Genomic DNA, 17459 nt, shown 5'->3' with positions numbered 1-17459 from the left:
ATTTTCCAGACGGTTCCGAGCAAAGTCTGACGCGCGTCGCACGGTCTGCTATGCTCGCGCGATGAAACGCAAATACGTCAGCCTGAGCGTCGCCGCGTCGGCGATCGGCGCGCTGGCGGCGATCTTCTTCCTCGCGCCCGCCGCGCGCACGGGCGAGAGATACGGCCAGAAGATCATGACCGAGGCCGACGACGGCGGCGAGGTTCCCGCGCGCGTCGGCTCGGCGATCGTGCTGCGCCTGCCGGAAAATCCCTCGACCGGCTATTCCTGGACGCTGGAGCCCTTCGACGCCGAGCTGGTCGAGGTCGAACAGGGCCCGTTCACCGCGAAGTCGGGCATGGTCGGGGCGGGCGGCGAAGCCATCTGGACGATCCGCCCGCGCGAGGCCGGGACGACGACGATCTCCCTGAAGCTGTGGCGCCCGTGGGAGGGCGAGCCTTCAGTCGTCAAGCGCTTCGGCGCGACCCTGAAGATCGCGCCCGCTCAGTAGCTTGCGCCGCGCCGCCTTACGTCCGGCAGATGCGATCCGTTCGCGACCCACCGCTCATAGGTCTCGAACGGCGCTCCGAGCCGCTCGTAGGACACGCGCAGATAGCCGTCCGCGCCGCGCGTGACGGCCTCCGGCATGACCGTCTCGACTTCCTGCGCCATGACGCCGACGTAGGCGACGCGCCCGCCGTTGTAGACGAAGCGGTAGAAGCCCAGCCCGTCGTTCAGGCGTCCGAGCAGGACGATGTCGTGCTTGAGGCGCATGTCTGAACGACGCCCGCCGCCCCGGCCGCCCCCGCCGTGATATCCGCCGCGGCCTCCGCCGCCGTGATATCCGCCTCGCCCACCGCCTCCGCCGTGGAATCCGCCCCGGCCGCCGCCGGCGTAAGCCGGACGCCCGCCGCCCGGATAGCCGCCGGCGCGAGGGCCGGCGTAGCCGCCGCCTCGGCCGCCGCCGGGACGCATGGCCGGGCCCGGCGAAGGCCGCCCCGCGGGACGCGCAGCCGGCCTCGCGCCGACGGGACGAGTTCCAGGCCGCGCTCCGGGCCTTGCGCCGCCGCCGGGACGAGAAGGCTTGCCTGCGCCCGGTCTGCCGGCGCCGGGTTTGCCTACGCCTCCCGGTCCTCCGGGCTTGCCAACGCCACCCGGACCACCGACGCCGCCCGGTCCCCCGGGCTTTCCGATTCCACCCGGACCGCCGACGCCGCCCGGCCCTCCGGGCCTGCCGACGCCGCCGGGGCCGCCCGGCCGGCCAATTCCCGGCTTGTTGCCCTGCCCCGGACGATAATCGCCGCCCGGGCGCCACGGGCCGCCCGGACCGCCCGGCGGCTGGCCGGGCGGGAAGCCGCCGGGGGGCGGAGGCATGCCCGGCCGCCAGCCCGGATAGGGCGGTCGCCAGCCCGGATAGCCGCCCCACACGGGCGGATAGATCGCCCCGCTCCGCCAGTTCCAGTACGCCCCCGTGGCGAGCGCGCCGAGCGCGACGCCGGCGCCGAAGGTGACGAGAGGCGCGACGATCGACGTCTCGCCGTAGACGAGGCCCGGATCATAGGTCGGGACGTAGATCGTCGAAGGATCCGTCGGCATGATGACGATGTCGGTCTGTTCGCCGGTCGGCGCCGTCGAGGTCACCCGCTTGACGGTGTGCTGCGGCGTCGTCTTGAGCGCTCCGGACTTCTCGGCCCTCGCGCGCAATTCCTGGATCGCGGCCGCGACGTCCTGCGGCTGGTTGACGATCGCGTCGCCGAGGTCGCCGGTCCAGGTCAGATCGGCGTTGAGCTTGGCGATGACGTCGGGAAAGCGCGCGAGCGCCTTGACCGAGGGATCCCACGTCTTCTTGTCGACGCCGGAGAAATCCTTCTTCTTGACCGCCGCCTTGTTCTTGTCGAGCCAGCGCTGCGCCTCGACGATCTGCAGCGGATAGGCGCTCGCGGGAAACAGCTGGGCGAGCAGCGGGTCGGGATAAAGGGCGATCGGCGCGACCAGCTTCAGGAGCTCGTCGTGACTGAAGCGTGACTGGTCAGGAGCCGCCGGCGCGGCGGCTGTCGCCGGAGCCGCGGGCGCCGAAGGGGCGTCAGCGGCTGGCGCCGGCTCTTGCGGGGCGGCGGAGGACGCAGGCGCGGCGGGAGTCGCGGAAGACGGGGGCGCGGGTTCAGGCGCGGCGGGCGGCGCGGATTCGGCTGGGGGCGAGGGTTCGGCCGGGGGCGAGGCCGCCCCGCTCTGCGCCTCGGCGAGCGCGGGAGCTGCGGCGAGCGCCGCGGCGAGCGCGAAGGAGAGGCTGGCCCGAGCCCAGCGATGGAGGGGCGAGCGCGTTTGCGACATGTTTTCTCCCGGCGCCGTTATGGCTCGACGAACGCCTTGCGGATCGACTCTCGGTCTCCGCGGACGGATTTGGGTCAGCCTATAGCATCGGAACAGAAATGAGCGACGGAGAAGCATGGAGAAATCCGCGCCGTCAACAAAAAGGCCGCTCTTGCGGACGGCCTTTCCCGATGGAAAATCTCAAGCCTCAGTAGCGGTAATGGTCCGGCTTGAACGGCCCTTCCTGCGGCAGGCCGAGGTAGCTCGCCTGCTCGGCCGAAAGCTGCGTCAGCTTGACGCCGATCTTGCCGAGGTGCAGCGCCGCGACCTTCTCGTCGAGGCGCTTCGGCAGCGTGTAGACCTTGCGCTCGAGCTCGCCCTGCTTCGCCCACAGCTCCATCTGCGCCAGCGTCTGGTTGGCGAAGGAGGCCGACATCACGAAGGACGGGTGGCCGGTGGCGTTGCCGAGGTTCACGAGCCGGCCCTCGGACAGGAGAATGATGCGCTTGCCGTCGGGGAACTCGATCTCGTCGACCTGCGGCTTGACGTTCTCCCACTTGAAGTTGCGCAGGCCGGCGACCTGGATCTCGGAGTCGAAATGGCCGATGTTGCAGACGATGGCGCGGTCCTTCATCGCCCGCATATGGTCGAGCGTGATGACGTCGACGTTGCCGGTCGCGGTCACGAAGATGTCGGCGCGCGGCGCGGCGTCCTCCATGGTCGTGACCTCATAGCCCTCCATCGCCGCCTGCAGGGCGCAGATCGGATCGACCTCGGACACGAGCACACGCGCGCCGGCGTTGCGCAGCGAGGCGGCCGAGCCCTTGCCGACGTCGCCGAAGCCGGCGACCATCGCCACCTTGCCGGCCATCATCACGTCGGTGCCGCGGCGGATGCCGTCGACGAGCGACTCGCGGCAGCCGTAGAGATTGTCGAATTTCGACTTGGTGACCGAGTCGTTGACGTTGATCGCCGGCCAGAGGAGCTTGCCCTCCTTCTCCATCAGATAGAGGCGATGCACCCCGGTCGTCGTCTCCTCGGAGACGCCCTTGATGGCCTGCGCGTATTTCGTATAGACGCCCGGGCTCGAGGCGAGGCGGCGCTTGATCGCCGCGAACAGCACTTCCTCTTCTTCGTTCGAGGCCTTGTCGAGGAAGGCCGTATCGCCCTGCTCGGCGCGCAGGCCGAGATGCACGAGCATGGTGGCGTCGCCGCCGTCGTCGAGGATGAGGTTCGGCGCGCCGCCGTCGTCCCACTCGAAGATCTTGTGGGTGTACTCCCAGTAGTCGACGAGGCTCTCGCCCTTGCGCGCGAAGACGGGAACGCCGGCGGCGGCGATCGCGGCGGCCGCGTGGTCCTGCGTCGAGTAGATGTTGCAGGAGGCCCAGCGGATGTCGGCGCCGAGCGCCTTCAGCGTCTCGATCAGCGCCGCCGTCTGGATCGTCATGTGCAGCGAGCCGGCGATGCGCGCGCCCTTCAGCGGCTGGCTCGGGCCGAACTCCGCCCGCAGCGCCATCAGGCCGGGCATCTCGGTCTCGGCGATGTCGAGCTCGCGGCGGCCCCAGCCGGCGAGGGAGATGTCGGCGACGGCGTAGTCGTTCGGGGCATGGGTCATGGCGCGCTCCGCAATTCTTCGCCGCCTCCTATAACAGCGTCGCCGGCCCAATGCAATAAAGACATAAGCAAGTCTTTATATGCTTGCGCGAGCCGGCATGACGCAGGCGGCGAGGCGCCAAAGCGCGTCGCGATAGGCCGGAAAGGAGAAATGCGCCTCGTAAGCGCGCCGCGTCGGCGCCGCGGCGCGATCCTCGTCCGCTCCAGAGGCCGCCGCCTGCGCGCGCCGCAGCGCCGCGGCGAAGCTCGCGGCGTCGGAGGCGAGCGTCACATTGCCGAGCGAAGCGGGATCGAGCCGCATGCCGCGGAAGGCGTGCGGCGTCGCGACGAGCGGCGCACCGCAGGACATCGCCTCGATGGTCTTGATCGAGATTCCGTGTCCCTGCGTCGTCGGCAGCAGCACGGCGCGGGCGCTGGCGTAAGCCGCCCCGAGGTCGTCGACGCGGCCGAGGAAGAAGCGCTCGAAGCGGCGCGCCAGCGCGGGAGCGCGGGCGCGCGCCTCGCGGTCGATGTTGCCGAGGATCCTGATCTCGACGTCGCCGGCGCGCGGCATGACCTCCTCGAGGAGCCATTCGACGCTGAGGTAATTGGCGTAGTTGGCGCTGGCGACGAGGATCAGGTCGCCTCCGCCGCATCCGGCCGGGGTCGGCGCCACGGCGGGATAGATCAGCTCGTGGCGGTTTTGCGGCAGCAGCATCCTGAAGCTCGCCGCCTCCTCGTCGTTGAGGTGGATCAGCGCGTCGGCCCGGGCGAGCTCGGCGAGCTCGACGGCGAGCATGTCGTCGAAGCGCGCGGCGGGCGGCAGCGTCCAGCCGCGCTCGTTGCGCAGCGCGTACTGGCGCGCCTGCAGGTCGTGCGTGTCGGCGACGATCGGCGCGCCGCGCCGGCGCCGGATCTCGACGGCGGCCGGCATGCAGAAGAAATGATTGCAATGGACGAGGTCGATGCGCTCCTCCTCCTCGAGCCCGTCCGGGATCGGCGCGAGCCGCGCGCTCTCGACGAGGATGCGGGCGAAGTCGCCGTGCAGCCAGGCCTGCGCGGCGCCGAGGAAGGAGGGCCGCGCCACGCGGCCGAGCGGCATCCCGGAATAGAAGCGCCGGTCGGCGAGGAGGTCTCGGGTCGCGGCGTCATAGGCCTTTTGCGCGCCCGAGCCGGCGACGGAGCCCGGCGAGTCGGCGAGCGCGAGGGTGACGACGCGCGCCCCGAGCGCCCGATAGGCGGCCGCCTGCGAGACGAACACCTGATGGCTGCCGCAGGAGTGCCAGGCGGGATGGACGATGAGAACGCAGGCGCCGGCGAGCGGGCGCGGGGGCGCGGCCTCGGCCTGATCGATCGCGGCGGCGTCCTTTGGCGGAAATTCGCTCATCGCCGACCTCATAGAGCTTCTCGAAGCCGATGCCTATCGGCCGCCGGCGCGATTTTACTTCATCCGCGCCGTGCGCTATGAGGGCCGCGTTTTGGCTTGAGGCCGCGCGCAGACTGGGCTCGTCCGGCGCGCCAAACCGGGACTTCGCGTGACCGATCCGACGACAGAATTGGCGGCCGAGGGGACGGAACGGAAGGCGGCGCGGGCGCAGGCCGCTCCGGCGCGGGGCGTAGCCGTCGTCGCCAACGACAAGATCGCCGACTGGCTGCTGCCCTTCCTCGAGAGCTACAAGGAGACGAGCTCCTCGACGCCTCTCTATCTCATTCCCTATGACGACAACCTGTCGCTGACGCGGCGCGCCTGCGAGATCTACGGCGTCCATCTCGTGACCGAGGACTCGCGCGAGCTCGACAGGCTCGCGAGCCGGCTTTACCCGCTCTTTCCCGGACACCGGCGGCGGCTGCGCAAGTTCATGTCGCTCGCGCTGCCGCTCGACGAGGTGCTCTACATCGACGTCGACACCGTCCTTTTCCGCGACGTCGCCGAGCTGTTCGGCCGCCTAGAGCCGGGCGCGGCCGACTTCATCATGGCCTCGACCAGCGAGGAATATGTCTACAACAGGCGCCGCGACAAATATGATTTCCTCAAGGACGTGCGCCTGTTCAACGACGGCTTCTTCATCACCTCGAACAAGATCCTGGCGCTTCAGCATTTCTTCGAGGTGATCGACCAGGACGAGGCGATCTTCCACGATGTGCGCAAGCACGGCATGCTGTTCGCCCAGCCGCTGTCCAATTTCGTGACGCACCGGCGCGGCCTCAAGATCGCCTCGCTCGCCGAGCGCGTCGAAGGCGCCTCGGACGAGAGCTTCTACAAGGCGCAGGACGTGACCTTCGACGCCGACGGCCTGCCGCTCGACGGCGCGAAGAACCGCATCTTCTTCGCTCATTGGGCCGGCGCCGTGTCGCTCCCCAAGCGCCGCGTGTTCGACGCGGCGTGGCTCGACTACGCCCGCAAGGCGCAGGCGCGCCTTGCGGCCTCCTCGCGCTCGTGAAACGCCGCGCGCCTTGCGCCTGCGGCGCAGGGCGTCGCCGCGCCGCAGGCTGAAGGCGCACGCATGCCGCCGCTGCTCACCCGCTATTTCGCCAGGCGCATCGCTCTCGCGGCGCTTCTGTTCGAAGCGCTCCTGTGCGTGCCGCTGGTGATGACCTCGTTGTTCCAGACCCTGCCGGCGGCGGCGGTGCGCGGCGGCCTCCTGTGGCCGGCGCTGCTCGGCACGCTGCCGACGGCGATGTTCCTCGCCCTGCCGCTCGCCGTCAGCGTCGCCGTCGCGCTCGAATTCTCGCGCATGGCCTCGGAAGGCATGATCGCGGTGCTCTATTCGATGCGCCTTTCGGTCTGGGCGATCTGCAAGCCGGCGGCGATCGTCGCGCTCGGCGGGGTCGCCGCGGGCTACGCGCTCTCCTGCTATTTCGCGCCGTCCTACGTCGGCCAGATGCACGACGTGATCCACGTCATCCGCAACTCGCTCAATCACCGCATGCTCGAGCCGGCGCATTTCTACACCTTCGACAAGGGCGCGCGGACGATCTTCTTCCGCCGCTGGAAGACGGCCGACGTCGCCGCCGGCATGTTCATCCACCAGCATTCGGCCGAGAAGGACGAGGAGCAGATCATCAACGCCGACGAGGCCGAGTTTCGCCGCAACGAGACGGGCGTCGTGATCGCGCTGAACCACGGCTCGATCCAGACGCTGCCGGCCGGCGCGACCTCGATGCGCAACGCCAATTTCGAGCAATACGCCATTCCCGTCGACATGCAGGGCGCCGGCGGCCTGCCCAAGCGCGACTGGCGCGGCGTGTTCGAACTGCCGCTCGGCGAGTTCCTGGGCGCGCGCCCCAATCCGAACTGGGACCAGCGCGGCTATGCGGAATGGATGAGCGAGGCGGCCAAGCGCTTCCTCATCCCCCTGCTCGCCTTCAGCCACACGCTGTTCGCGATCGGGCTGGTGCTGAGCGTCGCCGCGGCGACGGGACGCGGCGCGGCGGCGACCGTCTCGACCATCCTCGTCCTGCCGCTGCTGCACATCGCCTTTCTCGTCGGCTCGGAATCGCTCGTGCGCGAGAATCCGGCGCTGATCTGGGCCGTGGCCGGCGCCATCGCCTTCGAGATCATCGTCGCCGTCATCCTGATCCTGCGGCTCAACGCCGAATTTCCGGCGGTCGCCGAGGCGGCCGCGCCGGCCGGAGCGCCTGGATAGGAGACCGGTCGAGCGCCGATTATAATTCTACTAATTCAATAGATTGTTGTTGCGTCCATCGCCGTTACGTGCGAGGCTCAGGCTCTGGGAGCGCCTTGCGCCCGGCCTCGACCGGGCTCTTGCTCCATATCCTTTGTTTTGCGCGTCCGCTCGATCCGGAAAATCTGCGGCTTTCGGGCGGACGCCGCAGCCGCCTTGGACGCAAGCGAATGCAAGATCTCGCCAGCGCGCCTCGCGCCGATCGTCTGCGCGCCGTCGTCACAGAAGCCGCGCGAAGCTGGCGCGCGGCCCGCGACGGCGGCCTCCCCGCTCAGCCCAGCCTCTACTGCGCGCTCGAGCGCAGCGACTGCGGCCTTCTCGCGCCCGCCTTCGACAGCGTTATGCGTCTGTGCGAACGCTGCCTCGACCGGTCGATGTGCGTCGGCTGCCCGCTCGCGCGAGCCAGCGACGAGACGCTGATCGGCGATCTCGTCGCCGATCCGGCGCAGGCGCAGGCGCTGTTCGCCTGCGAAGCCGACCATCCGTCGCCGCTGTCGCAGGCCTTCATCTGCGCGCTGCGCTCGACGCGCATCATGCTGGAGGAGACGCTCGCAGGGTGAGCGCCGGCGCGTCGCGGCGTCAGGCGGACGCCGCCTGCGCGACCTTGGCCCTGCCCTCGATCGCGTCGCGATAGTCCTCGACCACGTCCTGCGAGGGGCCGACGTCGCGCACGGCGCCGTCCTCGATCCACACCACGCGGTCGCACAGATGCGACAGCATGGTCAGGTCGTGCGAGACGACGAGGATGGTTCCGCGCTTGGCGAAGTCCTGGATGAAGGCGTCGCATTTCGCCTGGAACGCCGCGTCGCCGACCGACAGCGCCTCGTCGACGATGAGGATGTCGGCGTCGGCGTAGGCGCAGACGGCGAAGGCGAGCCGCGCCGCCATGCCGGTCGAATACATCTTGAGCGGCTGATAAAAGAACTCGCCGATGTCGGCGAAGGCCTCGACGAGCGGCAGGCGCTCCTCGATCAGCTTGCGCTTCACGCCGAGGATGGCGCCGCCGATGAGGGCGTTCTCGCGGCCGGTCAGCTCGTGGTCGAAGCCCGAGCCGAGCGCGAGGATCGGCGCGACGCGCCCCTTGACCTCGACCTCGCCGACGGTCGGCTTGGTGATGCCGCAGATGATCTGCAGAAGGGTCGTCTTGCCGGCGCCGTTGCGGCCGATGATCCCGACCCGCTCGCCGCGGGCGACCTTGAAGCTGACGTCGCGCAGCACCCAGTGCTGATGGTGGAAGCGCCTCCAGCGGCCGAACAGGGTCTGCTTGAGCTGGTCGTTACGGTGCAGATACAGCTGAAACGCCTTGCCGACGTGCTCGCAAGTGATGACGGTTTCAGATGACATCGACGAAAACGGCCTTGTACTGCGTGAAGAAGCGATAACCGAAGTAGAACATGAAGAGCGAGGCGGCGACAGTCCCAAGATAAAGCGCGGCGTCCGGAATCCTGCCGGCGATGAGCAGGTCGCGGGTCAGCTCAACATAGTTGCCGATCGGATTTAAATGCACGTAAAGGCGCAAATGAGGCGGCACGTCCTGGATCGAATAGAAGATCGGCGTCGCGAACATGAACACCGGGACGATCGAGATCATCAGATGCGCGACGTCGCGCGTGAACGAGCCGAGCGCCATCAGGAACCAGGCGAGGCCGAGCAGCAGCAGGAAGAAGGGAGCGGCGACAAGCGGGATGAGCAGCGTCGTCGCCGGCAGCGACCAGGTCGCCGCGAGCTTGAAGACGAGCAGCACGGCGAGGCTGATCAGCGCGTAGACCGAGCCGCGGATGACGGCGGTCCAGGCCAGCGTCTCGCTCGGGAAGATCGATTTCTTGATGAGCGAGGCCTGCTCGTGCAGCATCGCCGGGGAGCGGTAGGCGATCTCGCTGAACAGGTTGAAGACGATGAGGCCGGCGAAGATCGACAGCGCGTAGCCGCCGACGCCGAGGTTCTTCGCCGAGTTCGGCACGCCGACGGCGCTGGAGAACACCACCGTATAGGCGCTGAGCATGATGAGCGGGCCGAAAATCGCCCAGAGCCAGCCAAGGATCGAGCCGCGGAAGCGCACGGCGAGCTCGCGGCGCACGACGGCGCGGATCAGCTCCTGGTAGCGCAACGCGTTTTCGAATGGCTCCGCCAGCCTCATGTCTATTCGCCCTGCCCGCAAACTGACGCGTCGCGCCGTCGGAGGACGGCGCGAGGCGGCGGATGTAGACCAGTTTGGGCAGGCTTCGTCAACGCGGCGGCGCGGTCGGCGCCGGGGGCGCGTCCGCGAGGAACCTTTCTCGGCCGGCGCCGTTCGCCGCGCATCCCATCGAGAGGAGCGACGCATGGTGGACAAGGAGCATATCAAGGGCGCGGCCGAGAAGGTGAAGGGCGCGGTCAAGGAGACGATCGGCAACGCGACCGGAAGCGACCGCCTCGTCGCGGAAGGCAAGGCCGACAAGGCCGAGGGCGCCGCCCGCCAGATGATCGGCGACGTCAAGGACGCCGGCCGCAAGGCTGCGGACGCGGTCAAGCGCTGACCGGTCTCCCGGCGTTTCGCCAGGGGCGCGTCTTCCCCTCGGGGAAGACGCGCTTTTTTCAGGGCGTGATGTCGCTCGGGAAGCAGTGCGGCTGCTCGAACCCGGTCGGCGCGGATCCAGCTTTGGCGTATACGATGTTGTCGGTGCCGTTGAGCCCCGCTCCGGCCGGAATATGGTCATAGCCTGCGAGCTTGCGCATGCGCCAGGCGATGGCGTGGTCGGCGCAGGAGCTGTCGCCGCTGACGCCGAGGCCGCCGATCACCTTGCCGCCGCCATAGAGCGCGAGCCCGCCGCCGAAAGTGATGATTCCGCCGGGGGTCTTGCCGATCGCGGGATCGCCGCCCGTCCCCGTCTGGACGAGATAGTCGGGATTGAAGGGATTGGAGTTGTTCAGCCCGTAGAGGGAGCCGCCGGGCTGCGTCGCGGCGTAGAGATTGGCGGTCGAGAGCGCCAGCGCGTCGTTGCTGAAGTCGTTGGCCGTAGCCGCCTTGGCGATGGCGATGGCGCGGCTGCCCGGCCAGGCGTCGCCGACGCTGACGATCGAGCACAGTTCGCCCTTGCGGTCGACGATCGCCGACCACATGCGGTTCGGCTTGAAGATGCCGCCGTTGGCGTCCGGACGCGTGACGACGGACGCGAGCTTGCCCTGAATTCTGCCGACCGTCGCGGCGGGAATGTCGCAGGCGGCGACAGGAGCCGCGCTGGCGGCGAGCAAAGCGAAGATACTGAAAAACCGATGTTTCCAATGCATTTTTATGCTCCCCGGTTAGACAGGGCACGAAGCGGCCGGCGCAAATGCGCGCCGGCGATGTGAAAGGGAGACGGACGATCCAGTCTCCCGCGATGAGCGTATCACGAGACGGCCGCGCGCATTTCTTGCGTCTTCTTATCAAATCCTTAAAAGTTGTCTCTTTCTGCGCTGCGGCGCCGTCTTTACCGGGCGGGTCAAAGTGATTATCTCGGCGTTGAGCGCCATTCACGAGCCGGACGCCGATCGTCGCGGCGGCCCGGCTTCAGACGCAAAGGCCACGTGGGACTGGTTCATGGCGCCCGACTCGACGCCCTCTGCACGCGTCTCGTTCCAGCTCGCGCCGGAACGTTCATGCGACGCACTCCGGTCAGGCCCTTGAAACGCGCGATCGTCTTAAGCCTCGTCTTTCTGGTTCTCGCCGGCCTCGCCGGCGGCCTCGGCTATTTCCAGTTCATCGTGAAGCCGGCGATGATCCGCCAGTTCATCGCCCAGGCCGACGCCGCGCCGACGACGGTCGCCGTCGTCCCCGCCCGGCTCGAGACGTGGACTCCGCGCCTGCCGGCGATCGGCAGCTTTCGCGCCTATCAGGGGGTCGACGTCTCGCCGCAGGTCGGCGGCGTGGTGGTCGCGACGCCGGCCCGCTCCGGCGAGGACGTGGCCAAGGGCGCCCCCCTGTTCGAGATCGACAATTTCGTCGAGCAGGCGGAGCTCAAGAGCAACCTGGCGGTGATGAAGAACGCCGAGCTCGCGCTCGCGCGCCAGCGCCAGCTCACCGATTCCGGCAATACGACGAAGGCGAGCTTCGACGCCGCCGAAGCGGCCCGCGACCAGGCCGCCGCCGCGGTCGAGCGGGTGCGCGCGATCATCACCCAGAAACAGATCGCCGCGCCTTTCGCCGGCCGGCTCGGCATCCGCAAGATCGACGTCGGACAATATGTCTCGCCCGGCGCGAGCCTCGTGACGCTGCAGCAGCTCGACCCCATCTACGTCGACTTTCCGGCCCCTGAGCAGTGGCTCGACAGGCTGAAGCCCGGCCAGACGATCGACGTCGAGGTCGACTCCCATCCAGGACGCGTCTTCCGCGGCAAGATCGAGACGATCGACGCCCGCGTCGCGGCCGAGAGCCGCAACGTGCTCGTGCGCGGCCTGTTCGAGAACAGGGACAAGGCGCTGCTGCCGGGAATGTTCGCCAACGCAGTGGTGGAGGCCGGCGAGCCCGCCGCCGTGGTCGTCGTCCCGCGCACCGCCGTCACTTATTCGCTCTACGGAGACAGCGTGTTCGTCGCGGTTCCGCTTGATCCTCCCGCCGGAGCCGCGCAGGCCGCGCCCGCGACGCCCGGCGCCGACGCGAAGATGAAGCTCGAGCGGCGCTTCGTGCGGCTCGGCGAGGCGCGCGGGGCGGACGTCGCCGCGCTCGACGGGGTGAAGCCCGGCGAGCTCGTGGTGAGCGAAGGCCAGATCAAGGTCGCGGCGGGAGATTCAGTGTTCGTCGACCGCAAATCGGCGCTGACGCCGCAGCCCATCCGTCCAAAGGAATGAAATGTCGTTCACGGATATTTTCATCCGCCGCCCGGTCCTTGCAAGCGTCGTCAGCCTGCTGATCCTGCTCACCGGCTCCTACGCGGCCTTCAGGCTGCAGGTGCGGCAATATCCGGAGCTGTCCTCGACGACGATCACCGTGACGACCAGCTATCCCGGCGCCAACGCCGACGTCGTCAAGGGCTTCATCACCACCCCGATCGCGCAGGCGGTCGCGAGCGCCGAGGGCGTCGACACGCTGGTCACCAACTCGCGCCAGAACGTCTCGATCGTCACGCTCAACCTGCTGCTCAACGCCGACGCCGACCGCGCCGTCGCCGACGTGCTCTCGAAGATCAACCAGGTCAAATACCAGCTCCCGCGCGAGGCGCTCGACCCGAGCGTCGTCAAGCAGACCGGCGAATCGAACGCCCTGCTCTACATGTCCTTCAATTCGAAGGTCATGACGCCCTCGCAGATCACGGACTACCTGACCCGCGTCGTGCAGCCGAAGCTGCAGACCATCGAGGGCGTCGCCAACGCCGAAATCCTCGGCGGGCAGACCTTCGCCATGCGCGTCTGGCTCGACCCGAACAAGATGGCCGCGCGCGGCGTCACGCCGAACGACGTGCGGACGGCGCTGGCGGCCAACAATTTCGTGTCCGCCGCCGGCCAGATCAAGGGCGACTTCGTCCAGACCGGCATCAACGCGCAGACCTCGCTCGATTCGGCCAAGGCCTTCGCCAATCTCGTCGTGGCCGCGAAAGGCGACGCGCTGATCCGCCTCGGCGCCGTCGCCGACGTCGAGCTCGGCCCCTCCTCGGCCGACTCCTCGTCGATGTTCGACGGGCTGAAGGCGGTGTTCGTCGGCGTCTACGCGACGCCGACCGCCAATCCGCTCGACGTCATCAACAACGTGCGCGCGGCCTTCCCCGAGCTCAAGGCGCAGCTTCCGGTCGGCCTCGACGCGGCGATCGCCTATGACGCGACGGACTTCATCCGCGCCTCGATCTTCGAGGTCGAGAAGACGCTGCTCGAGGCCGCGCTCGTCGTCATTGCGGTGATCTTCCTGTTCCTCGGCAGCCTGCGCGCGACCATCGTGCCGGTCGTGACCATCCCGCTGTCGCTGATCGGGGTGATGATCTTCCTGCTGGCGCTCGGCTATTCGATCAACCTCCTCACCCTGCTCGCGCTCGTGCTGGCGATCGGCCTCGTCGTCGACGACGCCATCGTCGTGGTCGAGAACATCTATCGCCACATTGAGGAGGGCCAGGCGCCGCGCGAGGCGGCGCTGCGCGGGGCGCGCGAGATCGCCGGCCCGGTCGTCTCGATGACCATCACGCTCGCCGCCGTCTACGCCCCGATCGGCTTCGTCTCGGGGCTGACCGGCGCGCTGTTCCGCGAATTCGCCTTCACGCTGGCGGGCGCCGTCGTCGTGTCGGGGCTGATCGCGCTCACCCTCTCGCCGATGATGTGCGCCTTTTTGCTCAAGCCGCCGCCGGCCGAAGGGCGCGGCTTCGCCGCCCTCATCGACCGCGTCTTCGCGCGGCTGCGCCGGGGCTACCTCTCGCTCCTGCGCCGCAGCCTGAATTTTCGCGCGCTGACGCTGCTCGTCCTCGCCGGAACGCTGGTCCTGACCGCGCTGATGTTCATGACGACGCCGCGCGAGCTCGCGCCGGAAGAAGACCAGGGCGCGATCTTCGCGCTCGTCAAGGCGCCGCAATACGCCAATCTCGACTATCTCGAGCACGCGACGGCGCAGGTCCAGACGGCCGCCGACGCGATCCCCGAAAAGGACCACGTCTTCCTCATCAACGGCTCGGACGGCGCCTCGCAGGCGTTCGGCGGCGTCATCCTGAAGCCGTGGGACAAGCGGACGCGCAGCCAGGCGAGCGTGCTCGCCGACCTGCAGCCCAAGCTCGCGCGGGCGACCGGCGCGCAAATCCTCGCCTTCGCGCCGCCCGCCCTGCCCGGCTCGACGGGCGGGCCGCCGATCCAGTTCGTGATCCGCTCGCTCGGCGACTACCGCGAGATCGTCGAATCCATGGAGAAGCTGCAGGCGGCGGCGCGCGACAGCGGCATGTTCATCTTCACCGACACGGACCTGCGCTTCGACCTGCCGCAGATCGAGCTCAAGATCGACGCCGACAAGGCGAACCGCCTCGGCCTCAACATGGCCGAGATCGGCTCCTCGCTCGCGACCCTGCTCGGCGGCAATTACATCAACCGCTTCAACATGAACGGGCGCAGCTACGAGGTCATCGCCCAGGTTCCGCGCGACTTCCGCCTGACGCCGGACTGGCTGACCCGCTACCAGGTGCGCACGGCGAGCGGCGAACTGACCCCGCTCGCCTCGATCGCCACGGTCGAGAACAGCGTGCAGCCGAACGGCCTGCCGACCTTCCAGCAGCTCAATTCCGCGACGCTGCAGGGGGTGCCTTTCCCCGGCCGCACCATGGGCGAGGCGATCGCCTTCCTGCAGGCCAAGGCCAAGGAGATCCTGCCCGCCGGCTTCACCGTCGATTATCAAGGCGAGAGCCGACAATATGTGAAGGAAGGCGACACGCTGCTCGTGACCTTCGTCTTCGCGCTCATCGTCATCTTCCTCGTGCTGGCGGCCCAGTTCGAGAGCTTCCGCGATCCGTTCATCATCCTGATCGCGCTGCCGACCTCGATGTTCGGCGCGCTCCTGCCGCTCAACATCCTCGGCGTCGTCGGCGCGGCGAGCATGAACATCTATTCGCAGATCGGGCTCGTGACGCTGATCGGCCTGATCGCCAAGCACGGCATCCTGATGGTGGAGTTCGCCAACGCGCTGCAGGTCGAGGAGGGCATGAGCCGGCGCGAGGCGATCGAGCACGCCGCCGCCGTGCGCCTGCGTCCGATCCTGATGACGACGGCGGCGATGGTCGTCGGCATGATCCCGCTGATCCTCGCCGAAGGAGCCGGCGCGCGCAGCAGGTTCGCCATCGGCGCGGTCATCGCGTCGGGCATGAGCGTCGGCACGCTGTTCACCCTGTTCGTGACGCCGGCGGTCTACACTTTCATCGCGCGCGACCATCGGGGCGTCCGGCGCGAGCCGCCGAAGCTCAAGCTCTACGACGCCGCCGCCGAATAGCGCTCCGGCGCGCCGGCCGGCGGCAGCCGCGCCTTGAGTCGGCTCGCGACCAGCGCCGCCGCCCCTCCCGCCGCGGCGAGCCCGGCCATCGCCAGATAGGCGCGCGCGCCAAAGGCGGAGGTCAGCGCGCCCGCCGCGAAGGTCGCCGCGGCGAGGCTGAGCGCCGACGCCGAAGCGAGCCAGCCCTGCATGCGCGCGCGATGGGTCGGCGAGGACAGGCTTCCGAGCAACAGCACGGCGCCGACGGTCGTCGCGCCGAAGCTCAGCGCGTGCAGCGTCTGCAGGGCGATGACGAGCGCGCCCGGCGGGCTGAAGCTCATCGCCGTCCAGCGCAGCGCCCCGCCCGCGGCGCCGGCGAGCAAAAGTGCGACGGCGCAGCGCGGCGAGCGGAACAGCCGGCCGGCGGCGAGGAACAGCACGCTCTCTGAGGCGACGCCGATCGCCCAGGCGAGGCCGATCGCTCCTGCGGACAGGCCGGCGGCGCGCCATTCGAGGGTGCCGAAGGCGTAGACCTGCGCGTGGCTCGCCTGGATCAGCGAAGCCGCCGCGATCACCGTGACGGCGAGCCGCAGGCGCGCCGTGTCCTCCGTCAGCCGCCCTCCCTTGCGCGCGCCAAGGGCGTGCGGCCGGTTGAGGCGCGCCGCCGCGAAAGCGCCGGCGAGCAGCGTGAAGCCGGAAAGGCCGATCAGCGGCAGAATGAGCCGCTCGCCCGGAAAGGCGCGCGCGAGCCCGCCGGCCGCGAGCATGACGAGGAGCACGCCGATCGAGGTCCACACGCGCACATGGCCGTAGGCCGGAGCGCGTCCGCCTTCCGCCTCGGCGAGGCGGATCGTCGAGATCGTCAGCGCGTCGGCGAGCGCCGGCATGGAGCCCATGGCGAGCGAGACGACGACCGCTCCGAAAAAGACGGGCGCGAAGCCGCGCGCCGCGAAGAGCTGCAGATAGGCGCCGGTCAGCGCCAGCGCGCAGCAGAAAAGCGCGAGCCCGACGCCGCGCCGGTCGGCGAAATGGGCGACGAGCGGCGTCGCGAGGACGCGCAGGACGAGCGGCGTCGCCAGCGCGGCGGCGATTTCCGCCTGCGACAGGCCGCGGGCGGCGAGCCAGACGGGAAAATAGGGAAGGTGCAGCCCGAGCGGCAGGAACAGGAGGAAGGCGACGAGGGCGAGCGCCGGACCGTCGCTCCAACCCTGCGTCGGGGCTCCGGCGTCCGCGAGCGGCCCCGCCGGGCCGGCCGCCCGCGTCACTCCATCGCCGCGGCTTTGAGAATGCAGACCATCAGCGCGGTGGCCGGGGCGTTCGAGGCGTTGCGGATCAGGTGCGGCCGGTCGCAGCGGTAGCGCAGCGTCTCGCCGGCGCGCACGCGCTCGACCACGCCCGCGACCTCGACCTCAAGCTCGCCGTCGAGCAGCGAAAGACTCTCCACCGAGCCGCGCTGATGCGCCTCGGACTCCAGCACGCCGCCGGGCTCGGCGCAGAATTCGTACCATTGCAGCCATTCGACGGTCTTGATCCAGCCGATGATCGACAGGCGGCAGCGGCCGTCGTCGGAGACGAGCAGCGGCGTGTCGTGCCGCGCGGTCTTCTCGAGGAAGGGCTCGTCGTCGTTCGCCTGAAGAACGCGCTCGATCGACACGTCGAGCGCCTGCGAGAGGCGCCAGATCGTGGCGAGCGTCGGATTGGTCTCGTTGCGCTCGATCTGGCTGATGATCGACTTCGCCACGCCCGAATGCTCGGAGAGCTCGGACAGCGAGAGATTATAGGCCTTGCGCAGGCGCTGCACGGTCTTGCCGAGCTGCCCGGACAGGGCGAGCGCGCCGGCCTCGAGGGCCTTGACCTTGTCCCGTCCCTCGACGCCCATTCGCCCGCCCGTCGCTCGACCGCCTTCCGGACGCCGTTCGACGGAATCCGGGAATGCGTTTTTTATAACGAACGATGCGCCGGCGACGCAAGCGAAGCCGCTCGGCGGCGTCATCCAACGGTTACGAGAA

At 69.0% G+C, this 17459-nt stretch carries 15 protein-coding genes; 7 read left to right on the top strand and 8 right to left on the bottom strand.

The annotated features are described in order from the left end of the window. Positions 1-61: 61 nt before the first annotated feature. On the top strand, positions 62-490 hold the full coding sequence (locus tag ACE3OG_RS09610; RefSeq protein WP_374308001.1) for a protease inhibitor I42 family protein: 429 nt from the start codon (positions 62-64) through the stop codon (positions 488-490). Here the strand turns inward: ACE3OG_RS09610 and ACE3OG_RS09605 are convergent. The 3 genes from ACE3OG_RS09605 to ACE3OG_RS09595 all read right to left on the bottom strand — a co-directional run bounded on the left by ACE3OG_RS09605 (position 484) and on the right by ACE3OG_RS09595 (position 5269). Further along, positions 484-2310 carry a DUF3300 domain-containing protein gene (locus ACE3OG_RS09605; protein WP_374307999.1) on the bottom strand — a complete coding sequence of 609 codons (1827 nt, stop codon included), beginning with the start codon at positions 2308-2310 and terminating at the stop codon, positions 484-486. The two genes, ACE3OG_RS09610 and ACE3OG_RS09605, sit on opposite strands and share 7 nt — an antisense overlap. 187 nt (positions 2311-2497) lie before the next feature. After that, entirely contained in the window at positions 2498-3904 is a 1407-nt protein-coding gene (ahcY, locus tag ACE3OG_RS09600; protein ID WP_374307998.1) for an adenosylhomocysteinase, read from the bottom strand. Between the two features lie 75 nt (positions 3905-3979). After that, complete coding sequence (locus ACE3OG_RS09595; RefSeq protein ID WP_374307996.1) at positions 3980-5269, bottom strand: glycosyltransferase; 1290 nt, start codon at positions 5267-5269, stop codon at positions 3980-3982. A gap of 148 nt (positions 5270-5417) precedes the next feature. Here ACE3OG_RS09595 and ACE3OG_RS09590 point away from each other — a divergent pair, with 148 nt between their 5' ends. The 3 genes from ACE3OG_RS09590 to ACE3OG_RS09580 all read left to right on the top strand — a co-directional run bounded on the left by ACE3OG_RS09590 (position 5418) and on the right by ACE3OG_RS09580 (position 8128). Then, a complete protein-coding gene (locus tag ACE3OG_RS09590) occupies positions 5418-6323 on the top strand; it encodes a hypothetical protein (protein ID WP_374307994.1) in 906 nt (301 codons plus the stop codon). Between the two features lie 63 nt (positions 6324-6386). Next, on the top strand, positions 6387-7529 hold the full coding sequence (locus tag ACE3OG_RS09585; protein ID WP_374307992.1) for an LptF/LptG family permease: 1143 nt from the start codon (positions 6387-6389) through the stop codon (positions 7527-7529). 209 nt (positions 7530-7738) lie between these two features. Continuing rightward, entirely contained in the window at positions 7739-8128 is a 390-nt protein-coding gene (locus ACE3OG_RS09580) for a hypothetical protein (protein WP_374307990.1), read from the top strand. 19 nt (positions 8129-8147) lie between these two features. Here ACE3OG_RS09580 and ACE3OG_RS09575 read toward each other — a convergent pair whose 3' ends face one another. Together ACE3OG_RS09575 and ACE3OG_RS09570 are read right to left on the bottom strand one after the other, a co-directional pair. After that, positions 8148-8912: an ABC transporter ATP-binding protein gene (locus ACE3OG_RS09575; protein WP_374307988.1), complete on the bottom strand. Its 765-nt coding sequence runs from the start codon at positions 8910-8912 to the stop codon at positions 8148-8150. Next, a complete protein-coding gene (locus tag ACE3OG_RS09570) occupies positions 8902-9705 on the bottom strand; it encodes an ABC transporter permease (RefSeq protein WP_374307987.1) in 804 nt (267 codons plus the stop codon). Before ACE3OG_RS09570 ends, ACE3OG_RS09575 begins: the two co-directional genes overlap by 11 nt. A gap of 184 nt (positions 9706-9889) precedes the next feature. On the opposite strand from ACE3OG_RS09570, the gene ACE3OG_RS09565 reads away from it, so the two are divergent. Further along, on the top strand, positions 9890-10084 hold the full coding sequence (locus ACE3OG_RS09565; RefSeq protein WP_374307985.1) for a CsbD family protein: 195 nt from the start codon (positions 9890-9892) through the stop codon (positions 10082-10084). A gap of 58 nt (positions 10085-10142) precedes the next feature. Here the strand turns inward: ACE3OG_RS09565 and ACE3OG_RS09560 are convergent, their stop codons facing one another. Beyond that, positions 10143-10799: a heme-binding protein gene (locus ACE3OG_RS09560; protein WP_374307983.1), complete on the bottom strand. Its 657-nt coding sequence runs from the start codon at positions 10797-10799 to the stop codon at positions 10143-10145. Positions 10800-11186: 387 nt separating this feature from the next. Between ACE3OG_RS09560 and ACE3OG_RS09555 the strand changes: the two genes are divergently transcribed. After that, positions 11187-12374 carry an efflux RND transporter periplasmic adaptor subunit gene (locus tag ACE3OG_RS09555; protein ID WP_374307981.1) on the top strand — a complete coding sequence of 396 codons (1188 nt, stop codon included), beginning with the start codon at positions 11187-11189 and terminating at the stop codon, positions 12372-12374. Position 12375: 1 nt separating this feature from the next. After that, positions 12376-15471, top strand: coding sequence for an efflux RND transporter permease subunit (locus ACE3OG_RS09550; protein ID WP_374307979.1), 3096 nt, complete (start codon positions 12376-12378; stop codon positions 15469-15471). Here the strand turns inward: ACE3OG_RS09550 and ACE3OG_RS09545 are convergent. Together ACE3OG_RS09545 and ACE3OG_RS09540 are read right to left on the bottom strand one after the other, a co-directional pair. Continuing rightward, the gene (locus ACE3OG_RS09545; RefSeq protein WP_374307977.1) at positions 15450-16715 is read right to left on the bottom strand and encodes an MFS transporter; all 1266 of its coding nucleotides are present in this window, start codon (positions 16713-16715) and stop codon (positions 15450-15452) included. The two genes, ACE3OG_RS09550 and ACE3OG_RS09545, sit on opposite strands and share 22 nt — an antisense overlap. Further along, entirely contained in the window at positions 16712-17329 is a 618-nt protein-coding gene (locus tag ACE3OG_RS09540) for a helix-turn-helix domain-containing protein (protein WP_374307975.1), read from the bottom strand. The genes ACE3OG_RS09545 and ACE3OG_RS09540 overlap by 4 nt, the downstream gene beginning before the upstream one ends. Positions 17330-17459: the final 130 nt, after the last annotated feature.

This window comes from Methylocella sp., assembly GCF_041905455.1.
Taxonomy (GTDB): domain Bacteria; phylum Pseudomonadota; class Alphaproteobacteria; order Rhizobiales; family Beijerinckiaceae; genus Methylocapsa.
This window is presented reverse-complemented; position numbering and strand designations above follow the sequence as displayed.

Excerpts from the sequence above, each read along its gene's own strand:
- ACE3OG_RS09610 (WP_374308001.1), top strand. The coding sequence starts at position 62 with ATGAAACGCAAATACGTCAGCCTGAGCGTCGCCGCGTCGGCGATCGGC.
- ACE3OG_RS09605 (WP_374307999.1), bottom strand. The coding sequence starts at position 2,310 with ATGTCGCAAACGCGCTCGCCCCTCCATCGCTGGGCTCGGGCCAGCCTC.
- ahcY (WP_374307998.1), bottom strand. The coding sequence starts at position 3,904 with ATGACCCATGCCCCGAACGACTACGCCGTCGCCGACATCTCCCTCGCC.
- ACE3OG_RS09595 (WP_374307996.1), bottom strand. The coding sequence starts at position 5,269 with ATGAGCGAATTTCCGCCAAAGGACGCCGCCGCGATCGATCAGGCCGAG.
- ACE3OG_RS09585 (WP_374307992.1), top strand. The coding sequence starts at position 6,387 with ATGCCGCCGCTGCTCACCCGCTATTTCGCCAGGCGCATCGCTCTCGCG.
- ACE3OG_RS09580 (WP_374307990.1), top strand. The coding sequence starts at position 7,739 with ATGCAAGATCTCGCCAGCGCGCCTCGCGCCGATCGTCTGCGCGCCGTC.
- ACE3OG_RS09575 (WP_374307988.1), bottom strand. The coding sequence starts at position 8,912 with ATGTCATCTGAAACCGTCATCACTTGCGAGCACGTCGGCAAGGCGTTT.
- ACE3OG_RS09570 (WP_374307987.1), bottom strand. The coding sequence starts at position 9,705 with ATGAGGCTGGCGGAGCCATTCGAAAACGCGTTGCGCTACCAGGAGCTG.
- ACE3OG_RS09565 (WP_374307985.1), top strand. The coding sequence starts at position 9,890 with ATGGTGGACAAGGAGCATATCAAGGGCGCGGCCGAGAAGGTGAAGGGC.
- ACE3OG_RS09555 (WP_374307981.1), top strand. The coding sequence starts at position 11,187 with ATGCGACGCACTCCGGTCAGGCCCTTGAAACGCGCGATCGTCTTAAGC.
- ACE3OG_RS09550 (WP_374307979.1), top strand. The coding sequence starts at position 12,376 with ATGTCGTTCACGGATATTTTCATCCGCCGCCCGGTCCTTGCAAGCGTC.
- ACE3OG_RS09540 (WP_374307975.1), bottom strand. The coding sequence starts at position 17,329 with ATGGGCGTCGAGGGACGGGACAAGGTCAAGGCCCTCGAGGCCGGCGCG.